This window comes from Bradyrhizobium liaoningense (assembly GCF_018130955.1).
Classification (GTDB): Bacteria; Pseudomonadota; Alphaproteobacteria; order Rhizobiales; family Xanthobacteraceae; genus Bradyrhizobium; species Bradyrhizobium liaoningense_C.
The window spans coordinates 26,464-51,577 of the sequence record NZ_JAFCJM010000039.1; the positions used below are offsets into that span (position 1 = coordinate 26,464).

Annotated in this window: 28 protein-coding genes; 19 read left to right on the forward strand and 9 right to left on the reverse strand. The window is 65.7% G+C overall.

What is annotated here, in order from left to right:
- Positions 1 to 80 precede the first annotated feature (80 nt).
- On the forward strand, positions 81 to 959 hold the full coding sequence (locus JQ632_RS26610; RefSeq protein ID WP_212405607.1) for a DMT family transporter: 879 nt from the start codon (positions 81 to 83) through the stop codon (positions 957 to 959).
- 6 nt (positions 960 to 965) lie between these two features.
- Here JQ632_RS26610 and JQ632_RS26615 read toward each other — a convergent pair whose 3' ends face one another.
- The 3 genes from JQ632_RS26615 to JQ632_RS26625 are packed head-to-tail and all read right to left on the reverse strand — an operon-like array spanning position 966 to position 2,799.
- Positions 966 to 1,376, reverse strand: coding sequence for a RidA family protein (locus JQ632_RS26615; RefSeq protein ID WP_212405608.1), 411 nt, complete (start codon positions 1,374 to 1,376; stop codon positions 966 to 968).
- A 22-nt stretch (positions 1,377 to 1,398) separates the two neighbouring features.
- Complete coding sequence (locus JQ632_RS26620; RefSeq protein WP_212405609.1) at positions 1,399 to 1,590, reverse strand: hypothetical protein; 192 nt, start codon at positions 1,588 to 1,590, stop codon at positions 1,399 to 1,401.
- A 51-nt stretch (positions 1,591 to 1,641) separates the two neighbouring features.
- A complete protein-coding gene (locus JQ632_RS26625; RefSeq protein ID WP_212405610.1) occupies positions 1,642 to 2,799 on the reverse strand; it encodes an MFS transporter in 1,158 nt (385 codons plus the stop codon).
- Positions 2,800 to 2,953: 154 nt separating this feature from the next.
- Here JQ632_RS26625 and arsC point away from each other — a divergent pair, with 154 nt between their 5' ends.
- Both arsC and JQ632_RS26635 read left to right on the forward strand, forming a co-directional pair.
- The gene (arsC, locus tag JQ632_RS26630) at positions 2,954 to 3,358 is read left to right on the forward strand and encodes an arsenate reductase (glutaredoxin) (RefSeq protein ID WP_212405611.1); all 405 of its coding nucleotides are present in this window, start codon (positions 2,954 to 2,956) and stop codon (positions 3,356 to 3,358) included.
- A 49-nt stretch (positions 3,359 to 3,407) separates the two neighbouring features.
- A complete protein-coding gene (locus tag JQ632_RS26635) occupies positions 3,408 to 4,667 on the forward strand; it encodes an adenylate/guanylate cyclase domain-containing protein (protein WP_212405612.1) in 1,260 nt (419 codons plus the stop codon).
- A 24-nt stretch (positions 4,668 to 4,691) separates the two neighbouring features.
- On the opposite strand, the gene JQ632_RS26640 is transcribed toward JQ632_RS26635, so the two are convergent.
- A complete protein-coding gene (locus JQ632_RS26640) occupies positions 4,692 to 5,936 on the reverse strand; it encodes an MFS transporter (protein ID WP_212405613.1) in 1,245 nt (414 codons plus the stop codon).
- A gap of 166 nt (positions 5,937 to 6,102) precedes the next feature.
- On the opposite strand from JQ632_RS26640, the gene JQ632_RS26645 reads away from it, so the two are divergent.
- Positions 6,103 to 7,464 (forward strand): Nramp family divalent metal transporter, encoded by a 1,362-nt coding sequence (locus tag JQ632_RS26645; protein ID WP_212405614.1) that lies wholly within the window; start codon positions 6,103 to 6,105, stop codon positions 7,462 to 7,464.
- A 21-nt stretch (positions 7,465 to 7,485) separates the two neighbouring features.
- On the opposite strand, the gene JQ632_RS26650 is transcribed toward JQ632_RS26645, so the two are convergent.
- The 3 genes from JQ632_RS26650 to hemB all read right to left on the reverse strand — a co-directional run bounded on the left by JQ632_RS26650 (position 7,486) and on the right by hemB (position 10,191).
- On the reverse strand, positions 7,486 to 8,262 hold the full coding sequence (locus JQ632_RS26650; RefSeq protein WP_212405615.1) for an arginyltransferase: 777 nt from the start codon (positions 8,260 to 8,262) through the stop codon (positions 7,486 to 7,488).
- Between the two features lie 68 nt (positions 8,263 to 8,330).
- On the reverse strand, positions 8,331 to 8,876 hold the full coding sequence (locus JQ632_RS26655; RefSeq protein ID WP_212405616.1) for an RDD family protein: 546 nt from the start codon (positions 8,874 to 8,876) through the stop codon (positions 8,331 to 8,333).
- A 256-nt stretch (positions 8,877 to 9,132) separates the two neighbouring features.
- Positions 9,133 to 10,191, reverse strand: a complete 1,059-nt coding sequence (gene hemB, locus JQ632_RS26660) for a porphobilinogen synthase (protein ID WP_212405617.1) — start codon at positions 10,189 to 10,191, stop codon at positions 9,133 to 9,135.
- Between the two features lie 207 nt (positions 10,192 to 10,398).
- Here hemB and JQ632_RS26665 point away from each other — a divergent pair, with 207 nt between their 5' ends.
- The 13 genes from JQ632_RS26665 to JQ632_RS26725 all read left to right on the forward strand — a co-directional run bounded on the left by JQ632_RS26665 (position 10,399) and on the right by JQ632_RS26725 (position 21,869).
- Positions 10,399 to 10,884 (forward strand): DUF6163 family protein, encoded by a 486-nt coding sequence (locus JQ632_RS26665; protein ID WP_212405618.1) that lies wholly within the window; start codon positions 10,399 to 10,401, stop codon positions 10,882 to 10,884.
- 503 nt (positions 10,885 to 11,387) lie between these two features.
- Entirely contained in the window at positions 11,388 to 11,906 is a 519-nt protein-coding gene (gene ldtR, locus JQ632_RS26670; protein WP_018320040.1) for a transcriptional regulator LdtR, read from the forward strand.
- 199 nt (positions 11,907 to 12,105) lie between these two features.
- Positions 12,106 to 12,342, forward strand: coding sequence for a hypothetical protein (locus tag JQ632_RS26675; protein ID WP_212405619.1), 237 nt, complete (start codon positions 12,106 to 12,108; stop codon positions 12,340 to 12,342).
- A gap of 49 nt (positions 12,343 to 12,391) precedes the next feature.
- Positions 12,392 to 12,613 carry a hypothetical protein gene (locus tag JQ632_RS26680; protein WP_212405620.1) on the forward strand — a complete coding sequence of 74 codons (222 nt, stop codon included), beginning with the start codon at positions 12,392 to 12,394 and terminating at the stop codon, positions 12,611 to 12,613.
- 280 nt (positions 12,614 to 12,893) lie between these two features.
- Positions 12,894 to 14,198, forward strand: a complete 1,305-nt coding sequence (gene glyA, locus JQ632_RS26685; RefSeq protein ID WP_212405621.1) for a serine hydroxymethyltransferase — start codon at positions 12,894 to 12,896, stop codon at positions 14,196 to 14,198.
- A 12-nt stretch (positions 14,199 to 14,210) separates the two neighbouring features.
- A complete protein-coding gene (nrdR, locus tag JQ632_RS26690) occupies positions 14,211 to 14,693 on the forward strand; it encodes a transcriptional regulator NrdR (RefSeq protein ID WP_212405622.1) in 483 nt (160 codons plus the stop codon).
- Positions 14,690 to 15,847, forward strand: coding sequence for a bifunctional diaminohydroxyphosphoribosylaminopyrimidine deaminase/5-amino-6-(5-phosphoribosylamino)uracil reductase RibD (ribD, locus tag JQ632_RS26695; protein WP_212405623.1), 1,158 nt, complete (start codon positions 14,690 to 14,692; stop codon positions 15,845 to 15,847). The genes nrdR and ribD overlap by 4 nt, the downstream gene beginning before the upstream one ends.
- Positions 15,847 to 16,455, forward strand: a complete 609-nt coding sequence (locus JQ632_RS26700) for a riboflavin synthase (RefSeq protein WP_212405624.1) — start codon at positions 15,847 to 15,849, stop codon at positions 16,453 to 16,455. Before ribD ends, JQ632_RS26700 begins: the two co-directional genes overlap by 1 nt.
- Before the next feature lie 188 nt (positions 16,456 to 16,643).
- Positions 16,644 to 17,135, forward strand: coding sequence for a 6,7-dimethyl-8-ribityllumazine synthase (ribH, locus tag JQ632_RS26705; protein WP_212405625.1), 492 nt, complete (start codon positions 16,644 to 16,646; stop codon positions 17,133 to 17,135).
- A gap of 3 nt (positions 17,136 to 17,138) precedes the next feature.
- Complete coding sequence (gene nusB, locus JQ632_RS26710; protein WP_212405626.1) at positions 17,139 to 17,636, forward strand: transcription antitermination factor NusB; 498 nt, start codon at positions 17,139 to 17,141, stop codon at positions 17,634 to 17,636.
- A 161-nt stretch (positions 17,637 to 17,797) separates the two neighbouring features.
- Complete coding sequence (thiL, locus tag JQ632_RS26715) at positions 17,798 to 18,784, forward strand: thiamine-phosphate kinase (RefSeq protein ID WP_212405627.1); 987 nt, start codon at positions 17,798 to 17,800, stop codon at positions 18,782 to 18,784.
- Between the two features lie 92 nt (positions 18,785 to 18,876).
- Positions 18,877 to 19,491: a hypothetical protein gene (locus JQ632_RS26720; RefSeq protein ID WP_212405628.1), complete on the forward strand. Its 615-nt coding sequence runs from the start codon at positions 18,877 to 18,879 to the stop codon at positions 19,489 to 19,491.
- Positions 19,492 to 19,754: 263 nt separating this feature from the next.
- Positions 19,755 to 21,869: a sodium-translocating pyrophosphatase gene (locus tag JQ632_RS26725; RefSeq protein WP_212405629.1), complete on the forward strand. Its 2,115-nt coding sequence runs from the start codon at positions 19,755 to 19,757 to the stop codon at positions 21,867 to 21,869.
- A gap of 186 nt (positions 21,870 to 22,055) precedes the next feature.
- On the opposite strand, the gene JQ632_RS26730 is transcribed toward JQ632_RS26725, so the two are convergent.
- Complete coding sequence (locus JQ632_RS26730) at positions 22,056 to 23,057, reverse strand: tripartite tricarboxylate transporter substrate binding protein (protein WP_212405630.1); 1,002 nt, start codon at positions 23,055 to 23,057, stop codon at positions 22,056 to 22,058.
- Positions 23,058 to 23,169: 112 nt separating this feature from the next.
- Positions 23,170 to 23,655 (reverse strand): outer membrane protein assembly factor BamE, encoded by a 486-nt coding sequence (locus tag JQ632_RS26735; RefSeq protein ID WP_212405631.1) that lies wholly within the window; start codon positions 23,653 to 23,655, stop codon positions 23,170 to 23,172.
- A 98-nt stretch (positions 23,656 to 23,753) separates the two neighbouring features.
- On the opposite strand from JQ632_RS26735, the gene JQ632_RS26740 reads away from it, so the two are divergent.
- Together JQ632_RS26740 and JQ632_RS26745 are read left to right on the forward strand one after the other, a co-directional pair.
- Positions 23,754 to 24,305 (forward strand): ubiquinol-cytochrome C chaperone family protein, encoded by a 552-nt coding sequence (locus JQ632_RS26740; protein WP_212405632.1) that lies wholly within the window; start codon positions 23,754 to 23,756, stop codon positions 24,303 to 24,305.
- Entirely contained in the window at positions 24,302 to 24,871 is a 570-nt protein-coding gene (locus JQ632_RS26745) for a DUF177 domain-containing protein (protein WP_212405633.1), read from the forward strand. Before JQ632_RS26740 ends, JQ632_RS26745 begins: the two co-directional genes overlap by 4 nt.
- Positions 24,872 to 25,114 lie beyond the last annotated feature (243 nt).

The following is a 25,114-nucleotide window of genomic DNA, read 5'->3' on the forward strand; positions in this document are numbered from 1 at the left end:
GAACATTGCTGTTGCCAGTATGCTGTCAGCAGGAGGTGCTAAGGGAGGCACGTCGACAAGCCTCAAGGCGGGAGACGATTTTGAGCGAATGGATGGGCGTTGCGGTCGCGCTTGTCTCCTCCGCTCTCGGCGGCACGGCCGCCGCGGTCACCCGCTATCTCGTCGGCGGCGCCGATCCGATCCTGCTTGCAAGCCTGCGCTGGGGAATTGGTTTCGTCATTCTGCTGCCGACGGCGCTGCTGCTCAGCGTGCGCTGGCCCTCGCGGCGTGACCTGCCGTCGGTCCTGCTGCTCGGCGTCTGCTTCTTCGGCCTGTTCTTCATTCTCTACAATATTGCGATCGGTTACACGACCGCCGCGCGCGCGAGCCTGGCGCTCGCGACCCTGCCGTTGCACACCATGGTGGTTGGCGCTCTGCTGGGTGTCGAGCGACTGACGCTGCGCAAGGTGATTGGCGTCGGTGTGGCGGTGCTGGGGGTGGTGGCGGCGCTCGCGGCCGGCCTTGCGGAGAGCCCCGTGGGCGCCTGGCGCGGCGAACTGATCATGACGGGCGCGGTGTTCTGCATGGCCTTCTACAACGTGCTGTCGCGTCCCCTGATGCAACGGTCGAGCGCGCTTGGTTTCCTGACGGTTGGGATGGGGGCGGGGGCCGCCGTGCTTCTCCTGGCCGGAGCGCTGAGGGGCAGTTTCGCGGCGCTGAATGCTTTCACCGCGGCACAATGGACCGCCGGCCTCTATCTCGGCGTTGCCGGAGGCGCGCTTGCCTTCATCCTCTGGGTAATGGCCCTGGAGCGGGCGACACCGACTCGCGTCGCCAACACCATGACGGTCAATCCGATTGCGGCCGCAACCCTTGCGGCGCTGCTGGTCGGCGAGCCGATCAGGGCCACTCTTGTGGTCGGGCTGGTGGCCGTCTTCGCCGGCATATGGATCGCGACCAGTCAGGCGAAGAGCGCCTGATCGGCTTCACGCCGCCGCGATCGCCTCGATCTCGATGAGGAAATCCGGGCCGTAGAGTTTCGACACCTCGACCAGGGTGATCGCGGGCGCCGCGGCCGGCCTGACGGTCGCAAAGAAGCGGTTGCGCGCCTCGCGATAGGCCGCGAGGTTGTTCATGTCGGTGAGGAAAACGGTCAGCTTCACGAGGTTCGAGGCATCATAGCCGCGCGCGGTGAGCGCGAGAGAAATGTTGCGAAAGACCTGCGCGGCCTGGGCGGGAAAATCGCCCTTGCCGACGACGTTGCCGTCGGCGTCAACGGCGGTCTGGCCGGCCATGAAAATCATGCGGCCACGGCTGACCTCGACGATGTGCGAATAGCCGGGCGGCTCGCCGAGCTCGGGCGGATTGTAGCGCGTGATCGGCTCAGGGTCGGCCATCTTCTGTCCTTTCGTCGGCTGGTCAGCTCCGCGGCGCCGATACCGGCGGCGAGACGCCGTCCGGCGTCTTCTTCGGCTTCATCGTGCCGGCATAGAATGACAGCAGGAACACCAGCACCACGGCGGTGAGATAGACGCCATAGGCCTGCGGCGGCGTGGTGGCCCAGGAGGCGAAACGTCTGAGAGCACCGGGCGGACTGGACTTGTCGGGCATGTCCTGCTTTTGCGCGAAAGCGAGGTGCAAGGGAAGGCCAATCTGTGTGGCTCAGGCGGACCGGCGTTCCGGATGGATCAGGAACAGCGCGGCCAACGCGGCGAGACTGAGGGCTGACGAGACGATCAGCACCTTGGTGCCCATGACGTCGATGAGCAGGCCGAAGGCCAGCGGTGCGACCGCCTGCGCCATGCGCGCCGGCGCGCCGATGATGCCGAGCCGGTAGCCGTAATCCTTGGGCCCGAAGATCGACAGCGGCAGCGTTCCCCGCGCGATGGTCAGGACGCCGTTGCCCGAGCCGTGGAAGAGCGCGAAGGCGCTTGCCCCGGCCGCGCCGAAGACGGCCAGCACGGCCGCGCCGATCGGATGGGTGATGCAGGCAAGCCGCGTCGACCACAGCGGATGGAAGCGGCTGAGAACGCTCGCCTCGAGAACCCGCGCGCCGACCTGCGCCGGACCGATCAGGGCACCGGCCGCAATCGCCTCGACGGGCGTGGCGCCGGCAGCCTCGAGAATGCGCGGGAAATGCACCGCCATCGCGCCGGTGACGGTCCAGGCGGCCGCAAAGACGAAGGCCAACAGGATCATGGTCCGATCGAGCGGAATGTGCGGCTTGATGGCCGTGGCCGCCGCTTCCTTTGCGCCTTTGATCTTCGGCAGCATGATGAGGTTGAGGGGCAGACCAATGAGGATATGCGCGGCGGCCCAGGCAAAGCAGGTGTCGCGCCAGCCGATATGCGACAGGCCCCAGGCCGTGAGCGGCCAGCCGACGGTCGAGGCAAACCCCGCCATCAGCGTGATGCCGGTGATCGACCCGCGCGCATTGACACCGTAGATGCGCCCGAGCGCCGCGAAGGCGGCATCGTAGAGGCCGAGCGCCATGCCGATCCCGAGAATGAGCCAGGCGATCGACATCACAACTGCGTTTTGCGAGAGGCCAAGCAGCACCAGGCCCGCGGCGATCGTCAGGTTCGAGGCCGACAGCACCTGGCGCCCGCCGACGAGATCGATCTGCCGCCCGATGCGGGGACCCAGCATCGCTGAAATCACCAGCGAGGCGGAGAAGGCGCCAAAAATCCAGTTCGAGGAGATGCCGAGATCGCGCCCGATCGGGTCGGCGAGGATGGCGGGCAGATAGTAGCTGGAGGCCCAGGCCAGGGTCTGCGTCGTGCCGAGCGCCAGGATGATCGGAAGCTGCCGCTGGCTCATTGCAGGGCGTTTGCGAGGCTGGCGGGTGGCGAAATCATCAGCCGCATTTGCATCCCGCGCGGCGAGGGCGTCAACACCTTGCCTCGGCATATTCGACCTGCGCGAGGCGGGATGCTAAAGCGCGCACCGAACAGCCTGGCCGGAGGCGCCGCCTATGACCGTCACCATCTATCACAATCCCGCCTGCGGGACGTCCCGCAACACGCTCGCCATGATCCGCGAAAGCGGCGTCGAGCCCGAAGTGATCGAATATCTCAAGGCGCCGCCGAGCCGCGCGCGGCTACTCGAACTGATCAGGGCGCTGGACATCCCGGTGCGCGCGCTGTTGCGCGAGAAAGGCACGCCGTACGCCGAACTCGGCCTCGCCGCTCCCAAATGGAGCGACGACGAGCTGATCGATTTGATGCTCAAGCACCCGATCCTGATCAACCGCCCGATCGTGGTGACGCCGAAGGGTGTGCGGCTGTGCCGTCCCTCGGAACTGGTGCTCGATCTTCTCGACAATCCGCCCGCATCCTTCACCAAGGAGGACGGCGAGGTCGTCGCGCGCAAGCCCTGAAGACCGAGGTCTGCCTTTCGCCGGTCACGAAGGCACGGCATAATGGCTTATGCAATTGAGCTCCCGCCTCGACCTGATGAACTGGCTGACCGGCCAGGGTCTCACCGGCCTGCCCGAAATCGAGCTGCTCCGCGGTTTCTGCGAGCGTTGCCGCGCCGAGGGGTTGGAGCTGTCACGCGGGCTCATCGTCATCGACACCTTGCATCCAATCTATGAGGGACGCGCCTTCCGCTGGAGCGATGTGCCGAGCAATGAGAGCGACGTCATCGAATATGGCTCGACGGCCGAGGGCGATGCGGCCAAGAACTGGCAGCGCTCGGTGTTCTACCATCTGCTCGAGCACGGCCATGACGAGATGCTGATCGATCTCGCCGGTCCTGAGACGCTCAACTACTCGCAGATCGGCGAACTCGCGGAAAAGGGCCACCGGCATTTCCTCGCCTTCGTCCATCGCTTTGGCGAGACCGGCGCGCTCGGCCAGATGGACTGCCTGTATTCCTACTGGACCACGCGGCGCGACGACGGCTTTACCGAGGGACAGCTCGCGGCGCTGCGCGATCTCATTCCGGTGCTGGGGCTCGCGATCAAGTCGGCGCAACAGGTCGACATCGCGCGCACGCTCGGCCGGGTCTATCTCGGCCGCGATGCCTCCCAGCAGGTGCTGAGCGGGCGCATCTCGCGCGGCGTCACCGAGCGCATCAATGCCGTACTGTGGTATTCCGACCTGCGCGGCTCGACCGGGATCAGCGAGAGCATCGGGCCCGACGAGATCATCCCGTTCCTCAACGACTACGCGCAGGCCGTGATCGACGCGATCCACGACGCCGGCGGCGACGTGCTGAAGCTGATCGGCGACGGCGTGCTCGCGATGTTCACCGGCGAGGACATGACGGCGGCGCGCCGGGCGGCGCTGCGCGCCGAGCATCTGTTCCGCAAGAACGTGGTCGCGCTGAACGCGCGCCGGGCCGCGGAGGGACGTCCCGTCACGTCGGCCTATATCGGCCTGCATGTCGGCGAGGTCTTCTACGGAAATATCGGCAGCGAGGACCGGCTGGATTTTACCGTGGTCGGGCCGACCGTGAACGAGGTCAGCCGCATCGCCTCGATGAGCCGTTCGGTCGATCGCGAGCTGCTGGCGTCCTCGGAGTTCTACAAGGGCCTGGACGCCGCGGGGCGCCGCTACCTCGTCTCCACCGGCCGCTACGCGCTGCGCGGCATCGGCCGCGCGCAGGACCTCTACACGCTCGACCCGGATATCGACACCAACGAGCCGGTGACGGGGAGCTACGAGCGGTATCTGGCGGGATAGGCAGGACGACTGCGGAGGATTTGGCTAACAGCGGACCGCCGCGCCGTCCTCCACCATCGCTGGCTGACGATCGAGCACGACCGCCGGCGAGAGCCAGATCACCAGCGCCTGTGCGCCAAAAATCGCAGCGGCAAGAAACAGGCACGCCTCCGCGCTCCAGAGCCCGCCGACGATCGCGCCCAGTGCCGAGCCGAGGGGGCGCGCGCCGTAGCTCATGATGTTGATGGCGGAGACGCGGCCGAGCAGGCGCGGCGGCGTCACCGATTGGCGCAAGGTCGTGGTCGAGATCACCCAGAGGATCGGACCGACGCCGAGCAGGAAGAAGCTCAGGGCCGCAAGCCACGGCGCCGGCACCAGCACCGTCAGCGCCATCACGAGCGCGGCGACGAAACCGGTCACGGGACCGAGCCCGACGACGGTACCGAAGGCGAGGCGGCGCATGATGCGCGTTGCCAGCAGGGCACCGATCACCATGCCGACGCCGTACATCGAGAGCACTACGCCGACGCCGCTCGCCGACAGTCCGAGATGGCGCACCGCATAGGGCACGAACACGGCGATCTGGAGGAACCAGGCGGTGTTGAAGATGAACTGGGTGATGAACACCGGCCGCAGCAGCGCGTGATGGAAGACGAAGGCGGCGCCTTCGCGGATCTCCTGCAGCGGATGCCGGCGCGGCACAGCCGCGCGTGCGGGCTCGTAGATGCCGGACAGCGACACCACGGCGATCGCCGAGAGCACGGCCGCAAAGCCGAACGCCGGACTGGCGCCGAACCAGCCGACCAGCACGCCGCCGAGTGCGGGCCCGCTGGCAAAGGCTATGGTGCGCGCGAGCTCAATCCGTGCGTTCGCGGCCGGAAGAAGCTCGGGGCCCACCAGCGCAGGCACCAGCGCCGGCGCGGCCACGCTGTAGACCACGGTGCCGCACACCGCGGCAAAGCCGAGGAGGGCTAGCAGGGGCAGGTTCAGTGCGCCCGTTGCGACCAGGAGCACAATGGAGGCGAGGGCTGCGGCCCGCAGTGCCTCGGCACCCGCCATCAGCGAGCGGCGCGACATCCGGTCGGCGAGCAGGCCGGCGGGGATCGCGAACAGGACGAAGGGCAAGGTGAGGGCGGTCTGGAGGAGGCCGCTCGCGCCCTCGGCGACGCCAAGGGTGAGCACGGCAACGATGGGGGCGGCCGCAAGCGCGATCTGCTCGGCCGATTGGGCCGCAAGGTTGGACCAGGCAAGGCGGTTGAAGGTCGCCGGAAGGGTGGATCTGGTTGACATGGCTCATTCCCTGAAAGCGCGATCTGGCGGCACTATTCGCGTCGAGGACGGCCAAACCCACCCGCTTCCCGACAAGAGGCCATCATGGCCCTGCAACGGGAACCGACCCGGCTAGATGCAGTTGCAAATGAGTTGCAATAAGAACGGAGTTCGGTATTCTCAGCGCATGGATGCCCGATCGCCCGATTTGACCCCCGACGCCCTCTCGTCCGCCGGCTGGCGCTCCGATGCGCCGACCACCAAGAGCCTGGCCGAGGTGAACGCCACGATCGCCGTTCCCCTGGCGGGACGGTGGTGGCGCCGGCTGCTGGCCTTTGTCGGTCCGGGCTACCTCGTCTCGGTCGGCTACATGGACCCCGGCAACTGGGCGACCGACCTCGCGGGTGGGTCGAAGTTCGGCTACACGCTGCTGTCGGTCATCCTGCTTTCGAACCTGATGGCGATCCTGCTGCAGTCGCTTGCCGCGCGGCTCGGCATCGTCACTGATCGCGACCTCGCGCAGGCCTGCCGGGCGACCTATTCGCCGGCGGTCAACTTCATGCTGTGGCTCGCCTGCGAGGCGGCGATCATCGCCTGCGACCTTGCCGAGGTGATCGGCACCGCGATCGCGCTCAAGCTTTTGTTCGGCATCCCCCTGATCGGCGGCGCCCTGATCGCCGCGCTCGATGCGTTCCTGCTGCTGATCCTGATGAACCGGGGTTTTCGTTTCCTCGAAGCCTTCGTCATCTCGCTGCTGGTCGTAATCGCGGTCTGCTTTGCGATCCAGATCACCGCGGCCGCGCCGCCCATCGCGGCGGTGCTGAGGGGGTTTGTGCCGTCCACCGAGATCTTCACCAATCACGAGATGCTCTACATTGCGATAGGCATCATCGGCGCCACGGTGATGCCGCATAATCTCTATCTGCATTCCTCGATCGTGCAGACGCGCGCCTATCAGCGGACCGACGAAGGCCGGCGCGAAGCGATCAAATGGGCGACCACCGACTCCACGGTCGCGCTGATGCTGGCGCTGTTCATCAACGCCGCGATCCTGGTGGTGGCGGCCGCGACCTTCCACAAGAGCGGCCATTCCGACGTTGCCGAAATCGGCCAGGCTTTTGAGCTGCTCTCGCCGCTGCTCGGTCTCGGCATCGCCTCGACGCTGTTCGCGGTGGCGCTGCTCGCCTCCGGCCTCAACTCGACGGTGACGGCGACGCTCGCCGGCCAGATCGTGATGGAGGGCTTTCTCGACCTGCGCCTGCCGAGCTGGGCGCGGCGCTTGCTCACGCGCGGCATCGCGATCGTTCCCGTGATCATCGTCACGGCGATCTATGGCGAGCGCGGCACCGCCGATCTCCTGGTGTTCAGCCAGGTCATCCTCTCCATGCAGTTGCCGTTTGCGGTGATCCCGCTGGTGCGGTTCGTGTCCGACCGGCGCAAGATGGGGCAGTTCGTCATCCCGGCCTCGGTCGCCGCAATCGCCTGGATCGTGGCGGCCGTGATCGTGGTCCTGAACCTGAAGCTGTTGTTCGACACGATCTTCGGGTGAGGGCGACCGCAGCTGCGGTCGTTAGTCCTGCGGCTCGGATGTCGCGTCGCCCTCTGCGTCGACGCGCAGCCAGCCGGAGGGGGCGAGGCGCTGCTGCGGCAGGAAGCGGGCCTTGTAGTCCATCTTCCGCGAGCCATCGATCCAGTAGCCGAGATAGACGTAAGGCAGGCCCTGGCGTCGCGCACGCGCAATGTGGTCGAGGATCATGAAGGTGCCGAGCGAGCGCGCTTCCTGGCTGGGGTCGAAGAAGGAATAGACCATCGACAGGCCGTCGCTGAGCACGTCGGTCAGCGCCACCGCGAGCAGCTCCTCGCCGCGGCCGGTGATGCCGCTATCGGGACCGCGCCGGCGGTACTCGATGATGCGGGTCTCGACATGGCTGTCCTCGACCATCATGGCGTAGTCGAGCACGGTCATGTCGGCCATGCCGCCGTGGCGGTGGCGAGCGTCGAGATAGGCCCGGAACACCGAATATTGTTCCGAGGTCGGCACGGCGCTGCGCTGGTCGCCGATGACGTCGGCGTTGCGGGCCATGACCTTGCGGAAGTTGCGGGAGGGGCGGAACTCGTTGGCGACCACCCGGACCGAGACGCAGGCCCGGCACTGGTCGCAGGCGGGGCGATAGGCGATTGACTGGCTGCGGCGGAAGCCGCCATGGGTCAGCAGGTCGTTGAGGTCGCCGGCGCGATCACCCACGAGGTGCGTAAACACCTTGCGCTCATGCCGGCCCGGCAAATAGGGGCAGGGCGACGGCGCCGTGAGGTAAAACTGGGGTGTGTCGCGCGAGTGTTGGGTCAAGGGACGTCGTGGGCCTCCGAAACGGTCATCAGCATCGCGCCACGCAGGCCCCCGGTCAATCAGTTAGCTCAGTATGGCCGAGCTGTCTGAGGAACTGGTGAACGCACCGAATTATTGATCACGACAGTGCCCAGCACGATATCGTGCAGCAGGCGCCGGCGGCCATTGAACAGGCCGACCAGGACCACGAAGGGCGTCAGGAACGACACCGACACCCAGAACAGCACCGCGTGCATGGCACCGAGCACGAAATAGCCCGGCGCGCCGTACCAGGTGCGCAATTCCAGGTCCATCACCCGCATGCCGAGCGTTGCCGAGTTCGGGCCGCCGATGCAGGCGCCGTAATAGACGATGGCCCAGATCACCGAGGCCGGCCAGGCCAGCCAGAACAGCATCCAGCCGATCCCGATCGTGATGATGCCGAACACGAAGATGAAGATGTAGCCGAGCACGATCGGGACGGTGATCACGAGGCAGTCGATCAGGAAGGCGAACACCCGCCGCGTCGCCACGCCGCGGAACAGCTCCGGATGGAGGTACGGGTCATAGGCGTGCTGTGGCACGCCGCCGTCATCGCGCCAGCCGCCGGAATTGCCCGAGTCCGTATGAGACATCGTCCGTCCTCCCAAAGGGAACCCCCGCGGCAGGACATGGGAAGGACCCGTCCTCGTGCCAAGGGCGCGAGGATGAGCAAGCGGAAATTTTTGGGCGATTCGAGGGCTGGGTGTGAGGGGGGCGCTACATCCGCCATAACCTCGGACGCTGTGGGGTGGGCAAAGGCGCGTTGTCGCCGTGCCCACCATCTCACTCTGACCTGGATTGGCAGAAGAGGTGGGCACGCTTCGCTTTGCCCACCCTACAGGCCTGTAGTTACCCCTGCGCCTTGATCTTCTCGGCTGCCTTCGGCGCAAAATACGTCAGCACGCCGTCGGCGCCGGCGCGCTTGAAGGCGAGCAAGCTCTCCATCATCGCGCGCTCGCCGTCGAGCCAGCCATTGTTGGCGGCTGCCGCGATCATCGCGTATTCGCCCGACACCTGGTAGGCGAAGGTCGGCATCGCAAAGGTATCCTTCACCCGCCGAACCACGTCGAGATAGGGCATGCCGGGCTTCACCATCACCATGTCGGCGCCCTCGGCGATGTCGAGCTCGACCTCGCGCAGAGCTTCGTCGGTGTTGGCGCTGTCCATCTGGTAGGTGCGCTTGTCGCCGACAAGCGTCTTCGCCGAGCCGATGGCGTCTCGGAACGGGCCGTAGAAGGCAGAGGCGTACTTTGCCGCATAGGCCATGATCTGCACGTCGAGCAGGCCCGCACGATCCAGCCCTTCGCGGATGGCGCCGACGCGGCCGTCCATCATGTCCGAGGGCGCGATGATGTCGCAGCCGGCTTCGGCCTGCACCAGGGCCTGGCGCACCAGCACGGCCACGGTCTCGTCGTTCAAAATCCTGCCGTCGGCGATCAGGCCGTCATGGCCGTGGCTCGTGAACGGATCGAGCGCGACGTCGCAGAGAATCCCGATGTCGGGGAATTCCTTCTTGATCGCGCGCACCGCCGTGCAGACGAGATTGTCCGGGTTGGTGGCCTCCGAACCGTCTTCGTCGCGCAGGGACGGGTCGGTGTAGGGAAACAGTGCGATGCAGGGGATCGAGAGCTTTTGCGCGCGCTCGGCGTCGCGCACGGCCTGGTCGACGCTGAGCCGGTCGACGCCGGGCATCGAGGCAACCGCCTCGCGCTTGTTGTTGCCGTCGATCAGGAACAGCGGCCAGATCAGATCGTCGGTCGTCAGCACGTTCTCGCGCACCATGCGGCGCGCCCATTCCGCCTTGCGGTTGCGGCGCGGACGGATCGTCAGATCCAGGGCAGGGGCGGCGACCGTGCCGGGGCGCGCCACCTCGCGCAATTCGATCGGACGTCCGTATTTGATCGCCATGTCACCAGTCTCCAGGCGCGATGATCTCATCGCGCTTTAGGTCATGTCCGAGCTGATCTTTTCGGAAAACCGCTGCACACTTTTCCAGATCACGCTTCTAGAATTATTCTTATACCAGCTCGCATGGTTCCCGTCACCGCGGCTTGACCTGCCGCAATTAGCTGGCCGCCGATTGATTTTGCCGGGCGAAGCGGCCAGAAGGGAACGATGTCCGAGACCACGACCCGCGACGCCGCCCGCGACAATCCCAGGGACAACGCCCGGGACAATGACATGTCGGTGGCGGCGATCTCCTCCGAGCGCCCCGAGTCCGACGAGAACGTCTGGACGCGGCGCCTCGTGCTGTTCCTGCGCGTGATGGCGCTGCTCTCGATTTTAAAGGGCCTCTATCACTGGGCGCAGGTCACCGGCTTCGTCGGCGGCGAGGACGATGCGTTCGAGAACCAGTCGATGGCCTGGCAGGCGGCGACCGTTTACTTCGCGGTGATCGAGCTCGTCGCAGCCGTGGGCCTGTGGCTCGCAACGCCCTGGGGCGCGGTGGTGTGGCTGACCACGGTCGTGTCGATGGCGGTGATCGAGCTGATGTTCCCCGGCATCTATGGCGGCAGCCTCGTCGTCGTGGCGGTCGAGGCCTTCATGCTCGCCGCCTATCTCGCGCTCGCCTGGATGGCCGCGCGGGAACGGCCGCCGTAGTCGGCAAAATCTCGTGTCCCGGATGCGCCGCAGCGCGCTGCACTTGCGGCGTGATGCGTTGCAGAGCAGGGGTCCACCTCTCCACGATGTATCCTCTGGCTATCTGGGCCCGGATCTGCGCTCGCGGCGCTTGTCCGGGACACGAGGGCGGAGATGTGCGCGATTGGTTGACCGTTGGTTGCGTAAAATTCGCTGCAACTTTTCGCTTACCTTGAGTGGCCGGCCACAACTGTTACGCGCTCGTTTCCAAACGTGACAGGGCTGTTTTGGAATGCGACAGGTGGGGCGGACGGATGGTGAACAAGGTGTGGCCACCGTCAACAGAGAGTTGCGAAAACCCCTTTTGGCACAGGCTTAATCTGCAATTCACTGTCCTAAATTCATGATCTCTTTATTGTCTTATTTAAGCGGATCTTCAAACGGCCCCCTTAAGTTGCAGCTATCAGGCGGGACACAAGTTTCGTCGAATAAGTGTCGATAAAAACGACAACAGGGGAAGTGTCATGATGAAAGCCGTCGCTACCGCGGCAGATACCGCCGAGCGCGTTTCCGGCCAGCAGGGCTCGGTGCAGTCGCTCTATCTCGAAGCTTTGACTCTTGTGGAGCGGCTGCATCGCCGCCTGCTCGACGTCATCAAGGATGAGTTCGATCGCCGTGGCCGCGCCGACATCAACTCGGTGCAGGCGCTTTTGCTCTACAACATCGGCGACAAGGAGCTGACCGCTGGCGAGCTGCGCACGCGCGGCTACTATCTCGGCTCCAACGTGTCCTACAATCTGAAGAAGCTGGTCGAGCTCGGCTTCCTCGATCATCAGCGCTCGCGCGTTGATCGTCGTTCGGTGCGCATCCGCCTGACCCCGCAGGGCCAGGAAGTCCGCCGCATCGTCGACGCGCTCTACCAGAAGCACGTCAAGACGGTGGAGCAGGTCGGTGGCATCTCCGGCGAGGAGTTCTCCACGCTGAACAAGTCGCTGCACCGCCTCGAGCGGTTCTGGACCGACCAGATCCTGTATCGTCTCTGAGTTTCCTAGAAAGGGATTTGGCCAAGCCGGCCCCATAACAAGACCGGCGGCCGTCCCGATTTGAGAGACTTCCCCAATCGCGCCGGCCCGGCTCTGCCCGGACCGGTGCGTTTTGTTGTTCGCGCCTGCAAAAAAAGCCCGTCCCTAACCGGAACTTGTTCCGTTTTTCCGGCTTATCAGTCCGGAGCGGAGGCAAGTGATGCTGGTCGAGCGCGGGTTGCAGGTATTGAACGTCGAAGTGGTGAGCGATGCCTATGCCATCGCCGCCAACTATCTGCGTCGCAGCGGCGCGCTTCCAGACACGCTCGCAACCGACGATCGCCTGCTGAAGATCATCGTGCAGATGTTCCAGCACGGCGAATTCAACAGGATCAGGCTCGCCAACAAGGCGATCGCCAAGTTCGAGGCGATGCTCGAGGCCAGCGTGCTTGCCTGATCAAAGTCCCCAAAACCACGATCAAGATCACGATCAATTCGAGGATGCCATGGAAGCCGCCATCGACCGCATCATGCAGACCTATGACCTGCTCGCCAACCGCACCGCCGCGGCGAGCGCCGAGGCCCGCGCCAAGGTGACGGACTACCTCAACACGCTGATAGAAGCGGGCGAAAAAGACACGCACAGGTTGACGGTGTGCGGCCTGACCTATCTGCGTCAGCTCGACGGGAGCGTGGATCCGGTGAAGGCGGGGTATACCGGCTTGTGAGGAGAGGCGGCTAAGCTCCGCCCGGCGCCAGGGGAATCGGCCCGGGCGAGCGCTCTATCGGCACAAATTGGCGGCACTGGCCCGGTGGCGGGCAGGCGCAGCACCGTGGGTTCGCGGGCTGCAAATCCCCCAATCCCCACCATATCTTGCACAATTGTCGGCCCGGACCCGCAAATGCTTGGCCGGGGCGGGGCGATGTGGTAGATCGCGCCTGCTTCCAACCGCCACACCAGACCGACCGTAGCCCGCCAAAAGGCTGCGGCGGTGGAGATATTCGCCGATGACTTCTTCCTCCGCCAAGACCGCCTCCGCGCCCGATTCATTTTTCTCGGCCACGCTCGACCAGGCCGATCCGGAGATCGCCGCCGCCATCAAGGGCGAGCTCGGCCGTCAGCGCCATGAGATCGAGCTAATCGCCTCCGAGAACATCGTCAGCCGGGCCGTGCTGGAAGCGCAGGGTTCGGTGATGACCAACAAATATGCGGAGGGTTATCCGGGCGCGCGCTACTATGGCGGTTGCGAGTGGGTCGACGTGGCCGAGAACCTGGCCATCGATCGCGCCAAGAAACTGTTCGGCGCGAACTTCGCCAACGTGCAGCCGAACTCCGGAAGCCAGATGAACCAGGCGGTGTTTCTGGCGCTGCTGCAGCCCGGCGACACCTTCATGGGCCTCGACCTCGCGGCCGGCGGCCATCTTACCCACGGCTCGCCCGTCAACATGAGCGGCAAATGGTTCAAGGCCGCGCACTACACCGTGCGCCGCGAGGACCAGGTCATCGACATGGATGCGGTGGCCAAGCAGGCCGAGCAGGTCAAGCCGAAACTGATCATCGCCGGCGGCTCGGCCTATTCGCGCGCCTGGGACTTCAAGCGTTTTCGCGAGATCGCCGACTCGGTCGGCGCCTACCTGCTGGTGGACATGGCGCATTTCGCCGGCCTTGTTGCCGGTGGCGTGCATGCCTCGCCCGTTCCGTACGCCCACGTCACCACGACGACGACGCACAAGTCGCTGCGCGGTCCGCGCGGCGGCCTGATGCTGTGGAATGACGAGACGCTGACCAAGAAGCTCAACTCGGCGATCTTCCCCGGCTTGCAGGGCGGTCCGTTGATGCACGTGATCGCGGCGAAGGCGGTCGCCTTCGGCGAAGCGCTGCGGCCGGACTTCAAGGTCTACGCCAAGAACGTCGTCGAGAACGCCAAGGCGCTCGCGGAAACGCTCCGCGGCCACGGGCTCGACATCGTCTCGGGCGGTACCGACAACCATCTGATGCTGGTCGACCTGCGCCCGAAGGGCCTGAAGGGCAACGTCTCGGAAAAGGCACTGGTCCGCGCGGCCATCACCTGCAACAAGAACGGCATTCCCTTCGATCCTGAGTCACCCTTCGTCACCTCCGGGATTCGGCTGGGAACGCCGGCTGCGACCACCCGCGGCTTCGGCGTCGCGGAATTCCAGCAGGTCGGCGGCATGATCGCCGAGGTCTTGAATGCGATCGCGCAGTCGCCGGACGGCAAGGCGCCGCTGGCCGAGAACGCGATCAAGGAGCGGGTCAAGGCGCTCACCGACCGCTTCCCGATCTACCAGTAAGGCCGAACCAGGATGCGCTGTCCAAACTGCAACAGTCTCGATACGCAGGTAAAGGACTCGCGTCCGACCGAGGACTCCGCCGTGATCCGCAGGCGGCGCGTGTGCGTCGCCTGCAATTTCCGCTTCACGACCTTCGAACGCGTGCAGCTCCGCGAGCTCACCGTGATCAAGCGCAACGGCCGCCGCGTGCCGTTCGACCGCGACAAGCTGATGCGCTCGGTGCAGATCAGCTTGCGCAAGCGGCAGGTCGAGCCGGAGCGGGTGGAGAAGATGGTCTCCACCATCGTGCGCGAGTTGGAGACCGGCGGTGAGGCCGAGATCTCCTCGGAGGTGATCGGCGAGACCGTGATGGAGCATCTGCGCACGCTCGACGACGTCGCCTATGTGCGCTTCGCTTCCGTCTACCGCAATTTCCGCGAAGCCAAGGACTTTGCCGAGGTGCTCGGCGAGCTCTCCGGCGAGGACGAAGCGCGGCTCGCGACGATGCGCAAATGATCTTCCGCATCCTGGAAGATCAGCTCGCGCAGAAGGCGCAAAAGGAAAAAGATTCCAAGGAAGCTGATCGCCGTTTCATGCAGCTCGCGCTGACCCTTGGGCGGCGCGGGCAGGGGTGGACCTGGCCGAACCCGGCCGTCGGCGCCGTCGTCGTCAAGGACGGCGTGATCGTCGGCCGCGGCTGGACGCAACCGGGCGGCCGCCCGCATGCCGAGCCCGAAGCGTTGCGGCGGGCCGGCGAGGCGGCACACGGCGCCACGCTCTACGTCACGCTCGAGCCGTGCTCGCATGTCGGCAAGTCGCCGCCCTGTGCGGACGCGGTGATCGCAGCTGGCATCAAGCGCGTGGTCGCTGCGATTGAGGATCCGAATCCCGAAGTCGCGGGGCAGGGCCATGCGCGGCTGCGCGCGGCCGGGATAACCGTCGATGTCGGACTGTGCGGAGCGGAAGCGGCCTTCGACCATGCCGGCCATTTCCGCCGCGTCAGGGATCACCGGCCGCATGTGATCCTCAAGCTCGCGGTCTCGCCCGACGGCAAGATCGGGGCGGCCGGCGGCAAGCCGGTCGCGATCACCGGCGAAGCGGTGAGGGTGCGCGTGCATCTGCTGCGCGCCGAGAGCGATGCGATCCTGGTCGGCATCGGCACGGTGCTGGCGGACGATCCGCTTCTCACCTGCCGCCTGCCGGGCATGGCGGCACGCTCGCCCGTGCGCGTGGTGCTCGACCGCAGCCTGCGCATTCCGGCCACGAGCAGGCTCGTTCACTCCGCACGCGAAACGCCGCTCTGGGTGGTCGGCTCGGAGCTTGCGGAGGCCGCCAGCGCGACGCGGCTCGGCGCTGCCGGCGTGCAGGTCCTTCGCACGCCGCCCGGCAACGGTGTTGGGCTCGATCTGCCCTCCGTGCTCAAGCTTTTGGCGGAGAAGGGCATCACGCGGCTGATGGTGGAGGGCGGCAGCCGCGTGGCGTCGTCCTTCGTCGCCGCCGATCTCGTCGACGAAATCTGGCTGTTCCGCGGGGCGGAAGCCATCGGGCCCGACGGCGTCGATGCGCTCGATGCATTGCCCCTGTCGAAAATCGCGCAGTCGCAGACGTTCAAGGTTCATGCTAGCGAAACATTCGGCAAGGATACTCTCACCGTTTACGAGCGCGCCTGATGTTCACCGGCATTGTCACCGATATTGGCGAAATCGTCAGCCTGACGCCGACCGCGCAGGGCCAGTTGCATCGCCTGCGCATCGCCTGCCGCTATGATCGCGCCACCATTGCCGACGGCGCCTCGATCGCCTGCAACGGCGTTTGCCTCACGGTCGTGGGGTCCGGCGTCGAGGGCGGCAAGACCTGGTTCGACGTCGACACCGCGGCGGAAACGCTGGCGCTGACAACCGCGAAGCATTGGAAGGTGGGGACGAAGCTCAACCTCGAGCGTGCGCTCAAGATCGGCGACGAGCTCGGCGGCCACATCGTCGCCGGCCATGCCGACGGGATCGCAACCATCGTCAACCGCGACGACCTGCCTGACATGGCGCGGTTCGAGCTCAAGACCACACGGGAGCTGGCGCGCTTCATCGCGACCAAGGGTTCGATCACGCTCGACGGCGTGTCGTTGACCATCAATACGGTGACGGACGTCACCTTCTCGGTGCTGATCATCCCGCACACGCTGAACGTGACGACCATCGGCGGCTGGCACGCCGGGGCGGAGGTCAACATCGAGGTCGATTTGATGGCCCGCTATGCGGCGCGGCTGACGGAAATGAAGTGACGGTGCAGCCGTCATTCCGGGATGGTCCGAAGGACCAGACCCGGAATCTCGAGATTCCACAATGCGCAAGCGCGCATTGGGGTTCGATGCTTTGCATCGCCCCGGAATGACAGTGAGTTTAGAACTTGGCTTACCCGCCCGCGGCGACTACATACGCGCCGGTACGAGAGTAGAAACGGATTTTTGCGATGGCAGACGCGCGGCGCGCACCCCTGAAGGACCAGACCGACATCTCCGGCGCGCGCGCCCTGATCGTCGAAGCGCGCTTCTATGACGACCTCCAGGATGCGCTTTTGGAAGGCGCAGTCGCCGAGCTGAAGGCGGCTGGGCTCACGCATGACGTCATCACGGTTCCCGGCGCGCTGGAGATTCCGGCGGCGGTGGCGATCGCGGTCGATGCGGCCGAAAGCCACGGCAAGCCCTACGACGCCGTCGTCGCGCTCGGCTGCGTGATCCGCGGCGACACCATCCATTTCGAGATCGTCTCGCAGGAGTCCTCCCGCGCGCTGATGGATCTCGCCGTGATGCGCAAGCTGCCGCTCGGGAACGGGATCCTCACCGTCAATAATGAGGAGCAGGCCTGGGCGCGGGCACGCGCGAGCGAGCTCAACAAGGGCGGCGACGCCGCCCGCGCCGCGATAGCGATGCTGCGCATCAAGCGCCGTCTGGCGCGGGCCTGAGCCATGGCCGACACCACCAAAAAGCAGCCTGCGGGCGCCGAGAAGAAAGCGAACCGGCGCGGTGCTGCGCGCCTTGCCGCCGTGCAGGCGCTCTATCAGATGGACATCGCGGGCGCCGGTATCAACGACATCTTCGCCGAGTTCGAGAGCCACTGGCTCGGCAACGAGGTCGAGGGCGAAAAATACCTCCCGGCAGAAGCGGCGTTCTTCCGCGACGTCGTCTCGGGCGTGGTGCGCGACCAGAAGAAGCTCGATCCCCTGATCGACGAGGCGTTGTCGAAGGGCTGGCCCCTGAAGCGCATCGAGGCGATCCTGCGCGCGGTGCTGCGGGCCGGCGCCTACGAGTTGGAGCACCGCAAGGACGTTCCCGGCCGCGTTGTAGTGTCCGAATATGTCGACGTCGCCAACGCCTTCGTCGATCGCGAGGAGACCGGCATGGTGAACGCGGTGCTCGACCAGATCGGCCGCCACTTCCGCGGCGACGAGTTCGGGCGGGGGTAGGAGTAGGACGAGACGATGACTCTTGCAGTAGCCGTCATCCTGAGGTGCCGTAGCGAAGCGGAGGCCTCGAAGGGTGGCGGCGTGCCGCTGAGGCTGCACCTTGGCCGTGCATCCTTCGAGGCTCGCAAGGGCTCGCACCTCAGGATGACGGGTCTGCGATCGTGACGCAGGATAAGCCAGTATCCGGCGAAGACTCCCTCATCGCGCGCTATTTCAAGCCGCTGGCGACCGATCCCGGTGCGTTCGGTCTTGTCGATGATGCGGCCGTCCTGAAGGCGCAGGGCGAAGACATCGTCGTCACCACGGACGCCGTGGTCGAAGGCGTGCACTATCTCGCCGACGATCCGCCCGACACGATTGCGCGCAAGGCGCTGCGGGTGAACCTGTCCGATCTCGCCGCCAAGGGGGCCGTGCCGGCCGGCTTCGTGCTGACGCTGGCGCTGCGCAAGGCCGACGATGCGTGGCTCCGACCGTTTGCCGATGCGCTGGGCGAGGAGATCAGGAGTTTTGCGTGTCCGTTGCTCGGCGGCGACACCGTCTCGACGCCCGGTCCTCAGATGATTTCGATCACCGCCTTCGGCCGCGTGCCCGCAGGGCGCATGATCGGCCGCACCGGCGCGAAGCCGGGCGACCGCATCATGGTCACGGGCACGATCGGCGACGCGGCCTTGGGTCTCGATATCCTGAAGGGTGGCGCAGTCGCAGCTGCGCTTGCGGGCGATCGGCTCGCACAGGATGAACTGATCGACCGTTACCGCGTCCCGCGGCCGCGCAACGCCTTGGCCGAAGCGGTGCGCGCCTATGCGAGCGCCGCGATGGACGTCTCCGACGGTCTGGCCGGTGACCTCGCCAAGCTCTGCGCAGCCTCAGGCGTCAGCGCCGTGATCGAGGCAGCGCGCATTCCGATCTCGCCCGCAGCCGCGTGCGCCGCCGTTGCTATCGAGAAGCTCGTGGCGGGCGGCGACGACTACGAAATCCTCTGCACCGTTCCGCAAGACCACATCGCGGCGCTGATCGAACAGGCCGCTCGGGTGGGAGTTCCGATCGCAGAGATCGGTACCGTGACCGCCGGGCGCGAACGGCCGCGCCTGATCGACGCGCAAGGCGCCGACATTGTGCTGTCGCGCCTGTCCTACAGCCATTTCTGAAAGTCCCCGCACGGCAGGCGCGACATCGATCCCTCTGGCCTTTTCCTGATGTCGGGTACTATTGGCCATCGAAATTGACGGATTCGATTCGCATGTCGACGGCTGATTCCATCGCGGCCCGTCCGGCCGCCACCGTTGTTCCTGGCCGGGAATGCGGAAGCTGCACGCTGTGCTGCAAAGTCTACGACGTCGCCGAGATCAACAAGGTCGCGGGCAAGTGGTGCTCAAAGTGCAAGCCCGGACGAGGCTGCACGATTCACGATAGCCTTCCCCGCCAATGTGCTGACTTCAATTGCCTGTGGCGGACCGATGCGGAGATGCCGCCGCAGTGGAAGCCTGATCAGGCGAAGATGGTGGTCACCATCCATCCGAAGACGGAAAACATTATGGTCCGGGTCGATCCCGGCCTGCCATCGGCCTGGCAGCGGCAACCCTATTACGGTCACCTGCGGCAGTGGTCGCGGAACAATCTGCCGAAGGGGTGGTACGTCATCGTCTTCGTCAACGAATTGGCGACGCTCGTTCTGCCGGATCAGGACCTGCCGATCGGACCGCTGGCGGGCGACCAGACGATCTCGCTGCGGCACGAGCCCGGTCCCAATGGCGGCGTCTACGAGGTCAAGGTCGCGACAATCCGGACGACTCCCGACGGGCAGACGTTTGAGATCGCCTCCACCTCTCGTCATCAGGTGCGGCCGGCGGCTTGACCGGGGCGAAGGAACTATAGCTCCTGCGGTTTCGGTAGCGACCTGACGCAATTTCCGCGAACCGGGCATCTACGACCTAAATCGGTGCCGAAATTGACGATTTCCACGCTTCCGGCGTTGCACGGGCATTGCGATTTTGGCAAGGTCCCCGCCGATTTAGGGTCTCCCCTTTTGGGCAGGGGCGGTCCTGTTTTAAGGCGCCGACCCGTCACAGCGGGAAACAAGGCGTCGGGGGTACATCAAGGATCTGAGGCAAAATTCACATGACAGCATTGTGGTTGATCGTGCTCTGCGGAGTGCTTTCCATCGTTTACGCGATCTGGGCGACGTCTTCGGTCTTGAAGGCGGATGCGGGTAGTCCGCGCATGCAGGAGATCGCGGGGGCGGTCCGCGAAGGTGCGCAGGCCTATCTGCGGCGCCAGTACACGACGATCGGCCTCGTCGGCATCGTCATCTTCGTCGTGGTCGCCTATTTGCTCGGAATCTACGTCGCCATCGGCTTCGCCATCGGCGCCATCCTGTCGGGCGCAGCCGGCTTCATCGGCATGAACGTCTCGGTCCGCGCCAACGTGCGCACGGCCCAGGCCGCGACGACCTCGCTGGCCGGCGGTCTCGAACTCGCCTTCAAGGCCGGCGCCATCACCGGCCTCCTGGTCGCGGGTCTCGCGCTGCTCGGCGTGACCCTCTATTTCGGCTTCCTGGTCTATTCGCTGAAGCTGGCTCCCGACAGCCGCACCGTGGTCGACGCCATGGTGGCGCTCGGCTTCGGCGCCTCGTTGATCTCGATCTTCGCCCGTCTCGGCGGCGGCATCTTCACCAAGGGTGCTGACGTCGGTGGCGACCTCGTCGGCAAGGTCGAGGCAGGTATTCCCGAGGACGATCCGCGCAACCCGGCCACCATCGCCGACAACGTTGGCGACAATGTCGGCGACTGCGCCGGCATGGCCGCCGACCTGTTCGAGACCTATGCGGTGACCGCGGTCGCCACCATGGTCCTGGCGGCGATCTTCTTCGCCAAGACGCAGATCCTGACCAGCATGATGACGCTGCCGCTCGCCATCGGCGGCATCTGCATCATCACCTCGATCATCGGCACCTTCTTCGTGAAGCTCGGGCCGAGCCAGTCCATCATGGGCGCGCTCTACAAGGGCCTGATCGCCACCGGCGTCCTGTCGCTGGTCGGCATCGCCGGCGTGATCTACTACCTGATCGGCTTCGGCAAGCTCGAGGGCGCCGACTACACCGGCATGGCTCTGTTCGAGTGCGGCGTGGTCGGCCTCCTCGTCACCGCGCTGATCATCTGGATCACCGAGTACTACACCGGCACCGACTATCGTCCGGTGAAGTCGATCGCCGCTGCCTCGGTGACCGGTCACGGCACCAACGTGATCCAGGGCCTCGCCATCTCGATGGAAGCGACCGCGCTGCCCGCGATCGTCATCATCGCCGGCATCCTCGTCACCTACAGCCTTGCCGGCCTGTTCGGCATCGCGATCGCGACCGCCACCATGCTGGCGCTGGCCGGCATGATCGTCGCGCTCGACGCCTTCGGCCCCGTCACCGACAACGCCGGCGGCATCGCCGAAATGGCCGGACTGCCGAAGGAGGTGCGCAAGTCGACCGACGCGCTCGACGCGGTCGGCAACACCACCAAGGCGGTGACCAAGGGCTACGCGATCGGCTCGGCCGGTCTCGGCGCGCTGGTGCTGTTTGCGGCCTACAACCAGGATCTCAAGTTCTTCATCGCCAACAAGAACGCCTACTTCGCGGGCGTCAATCCGGACTTTTCTCTGAACAACCCCTACGTCGTGGTGGGCCTGTTGTTCGGTGGTCTGTTGCCGTACCTGTTCGGCGCGATGGGCATGACGGCCGTGGGCCGTGCCGCCGGCGCGATCGTGGAAGAGGTGCGTCGCCAGTTCCGCGAGAAGCCGGGCATCATGCAGGGCACCGACAAGCCGGATTACGGCAAGGCGGTCGACCTGCTGACCCGCGCGGCGATCAAGGAGATGATCATCCCCTCGCTGCTCCCGGTGCTGTCGCCGATCGTCGTCTACTTCCTGATCTACGCGATCGCGGGCGGCGGCGCGGCCGGCAAGTCGGCGGCGTTCTCGGCCGTCGGCGCGATGCTGCTCGGCGTGATCGTGACGGGCCTGTTCGTCGCGATCTCCATGACCTCGGGCGGCGGCGCCTGGGACAACGCCAAGAAGTACATCGAGGACGGTCACTACGGCGGCAAGGGCTCTGATGCCCACAAGTCGGCCGTCACCGGCGACACCGTCGGCGATCCCTACAAGGACACGGCCGGCCCGGCGGTGAACCCGATGATCAAGATCACCAACATCGTGGCGCTCCTGCTGCTGGCGATCCTCGCGCACTGAGCGGCGCAAACGGCACAAAACGAACCCCGCGGCGCGAGCCGCGGGGTTCTTGTTTTTGGAAACGTTACTCCGGCCGCGTCCCCCGGACGCTGCGCAGCACGAAGTGATGCGCTGCAGATCCGGGGCCCATGGGTCCCGGTTCAGCAGTGCAGCGTTACACGCTGCACTACGTCCGGGACACGAGAGCTACTGCACGTCCATCTGTAGGCCTTCCTTCTGGATGATGCCGGCGAATTTCTTTGTCTCGGCATCGACGAAGTCGGTGAACTGCTGCGGCGTGCCGTAGTCGGAGCGAGCGCCCATCGCAGCGATGTTCTTCTTGATGTCGTCGCGCTCGAGCAGCGCCTTGGCCTGGACGTTGAGCGCCTCGACCACGGCGGCCGGCGCGCTCTTCGGCAGGAAGACGCCGAACCAGGACGAGACGTCGAAATTCGCAAGCTCCGGCGCGCTCTCGCGCATGGTGGGGAGGTTCGGCGCGGATTCGCTCCGCTCGGTCGTCGTGACGCAGAGGCCGTTCAGCGTGCCGTTCTGCACCTGCGGCAGGCTTGGAAACAGATTGTCGAACAGGATCTGGATGTCGCCGGCGAGCGCGGCCTGCAGCGCGGGCCCTGCACCGCGGAACGGAATATGCGTCATCTTCAAGCCGGTGAGCTGAAGAAACCAGGCGCCGGTGAGGTGAGGGCTCTGGCCGACACCGGACGAGGCGTAGCTGAGCTTGTCCGGGTTAGCCTTCAGGAACGCGATCAGCTCGGGAATCGACTTGATGCCGGTCTTCGGATGCGCCGAGACGATGTTGGGGATCCGGATCATGTTCGAGACCGGCTGAAGCTGGTCCGCCTTGTAGCTGAGGTTCTTGAAGATGCTGTAGGCGATCGCGTTCGGCCCGGGATTGCCGACCAGGATGGTGTGGCCGTCGCCCTTGGCGCGAACCACCTCCGCCGTACCAATGGTGCCGCCGCCGCCCGAGCGGTTCTCCACGATCGCTGACTGGCCCCAGGCGGTTTGCAGATGGGCTGCGAGCAGGCGCCCCATCACGTCGGTCGAGCCGCCGGCGGCCGCCGGCACGATCAGGCGCACATTTTCGGTGGGCTTCCAGTCCGCCAGGCTCGACCGGGGCAGGATCGCTGCCGTCGATAATGTCGCGGCACCTGCAAGCACGCGGCGGCGGGAAAACAATTTTTTGGTCACGAATCCACTCCCTGCTTCTTGTTTTGCAGGGAGCGTAGGAAACGGAGCGCGCGCGGGCAAGCCGCCCGCGACGGCAAGTGCCGCGCGGAGGGCGGCACGACGCCGCAGGAGATCAGTTGAAGCTGAGCAGCTTGAACAGCGGCGTGAGGTAGTTGAGCTCCTGGCCCGATGTCGGCGTGGTGCGGCTGACGGTGTCGAAAATCCGACCGTCCTGCATCGTGTAATTCGCGAGCCGGCGGACGCGGCGGTTCTTGTCGAAATAGATTGCGATCACCCGCTGGTCGACGACCTTCTGGTTCATGAAGGCCACGGGCCGCTCGGAGCGTTGCGAGATGTAATAGAAGACTTCGCCGTCCAGCGTCGCGACCGTCGAGGGCGTGCCCATCACGATCAGCACCTGGTCCTGGCTCGCGCCGATCGGAATCTGCTCGAGCGCGCCCGGCGGCAGGATGTAGCCCTTCTGGAATTGCTCGCCGGTGCAGGCAGCCAGCGCCACGCTGACGAGGGCTGCGGCCGCAACCGCGCGCAAAGAGCGCCAGCGCGCATGAAGGCCGCGCGGCCTGGCTCCGCGGAGGCTGGTCTGGCTCAAATCGGTCATTCCTGGAACTATCCCGTCCCCTTGCGTCGCGCGAGGCGCTGAAGTACCGGGCACACGCGGCGAACGCAACACGCGCGCGCCCGCTTGCGGAACCCACAATGCTCTGGCCGTTCAGTCACTTCAGGAAACCCCCGCTCACCCCGCGCGGCACCATTGAAGCCATCTATGGCATGATCGTGACGCAGGCGCGAGAACCCATATTTTACCGGGACTTGGCCGTGCCCGACACGGTTAACGGCCGATTCGACCTGCTTCTCCTGCATTTGTGGCTGCTGTTGCGCCGCTTGCGGACCGCCGCCGAGGGCCCCGAGCTGTCGCAGGCCCTGTTCGACCGCTTCTGCGAGGACATGGACGACAATCTGCGCGAAATGGGCATCGGCGATCAGGTCGTGCCCAAGCGGATGCGAGCCTTTGGCGAGGCCTTCTACGGCCGGACCAAGGCCTACGACCAGGCCCTTGAGGAGGGCGGCGAGGCGCTGGCGCTGGCGATCTGCAAGAATATCTTGAACGGAGCCCACATCGCCCAGGCAAAGCGGCTTGCGGCCTACGCCCGGGACGTGGAGTCCACCCTGGGCCGGGCCGACGAGGCGGCGTTGCGCGAGGCAACCTTTGAATTTCCGTCCCCGATTCGGGAGGAGATGGCGCCATGACCCGGCCCAACACTGCCCCTGCCACCGACCCCTGGCGCGCGCCCGTGACGGTCGCCCAGATCCCCGATACTGGCCTGCATCGTGAGCTCGAGGCCTCGGCCCGTGAGCGGGAGGCGATCGCGGCGGTTGCGGGCCTGCTCGGCGTCCTTGCGGCGCACGCCTCTTTCGATGTGACGCCCAGGAGCGGCGGCCGCGTCCATGTTGCCGGCCGCGTGCAAGCGCGGGTCGGCCAGACCTGCGTGGTGACGCTCGACCCCATCGAGAACGACATCGACGAGGAGGTCGATCTGATGTTCGCCCCGGAGGAGGAGGCCCGGAAGCTGGCCGACCTCATCGAGGAGGGGCAGGACAGCGAGGAGGCGCCCGACGTGGCTGAGCCGCCGGAGGCGATTGTGAACGGCGTCATCGACCTCGGCCGGATCGCCACCGACGCGCTGTACCTCGCCATCGATCCCTATCCGCGCAAGCCGGACGCCGTATTCCAGCCGGAGGTTGTCGCGCCCGATCCCGACGACCATCCGTTTGCGGTCCTGAAGGCGCTTCAGGACAAGCCGAAAGGCAAGTAACGGCCGGTGCTTGCGCCGGGAGGCCTGGCAATGTGCATGAGCCCGTTGTTGGGCCGGATCGAAACCCCGGTATATCTACTTGATTGAGCGCTATTTTTATTGCTGGTAAGAACTCGCATGGGGATCGCCTTGGATGCAAAAGGCTGGGGTCAAGAGGTTGTGTCGGGACGGGGAGACGCTATTGTCGCGGCCCGGTTCGGGCGCAGCGTGGTGCCAAACCGATCGCCGTTGAGCATGGCGACT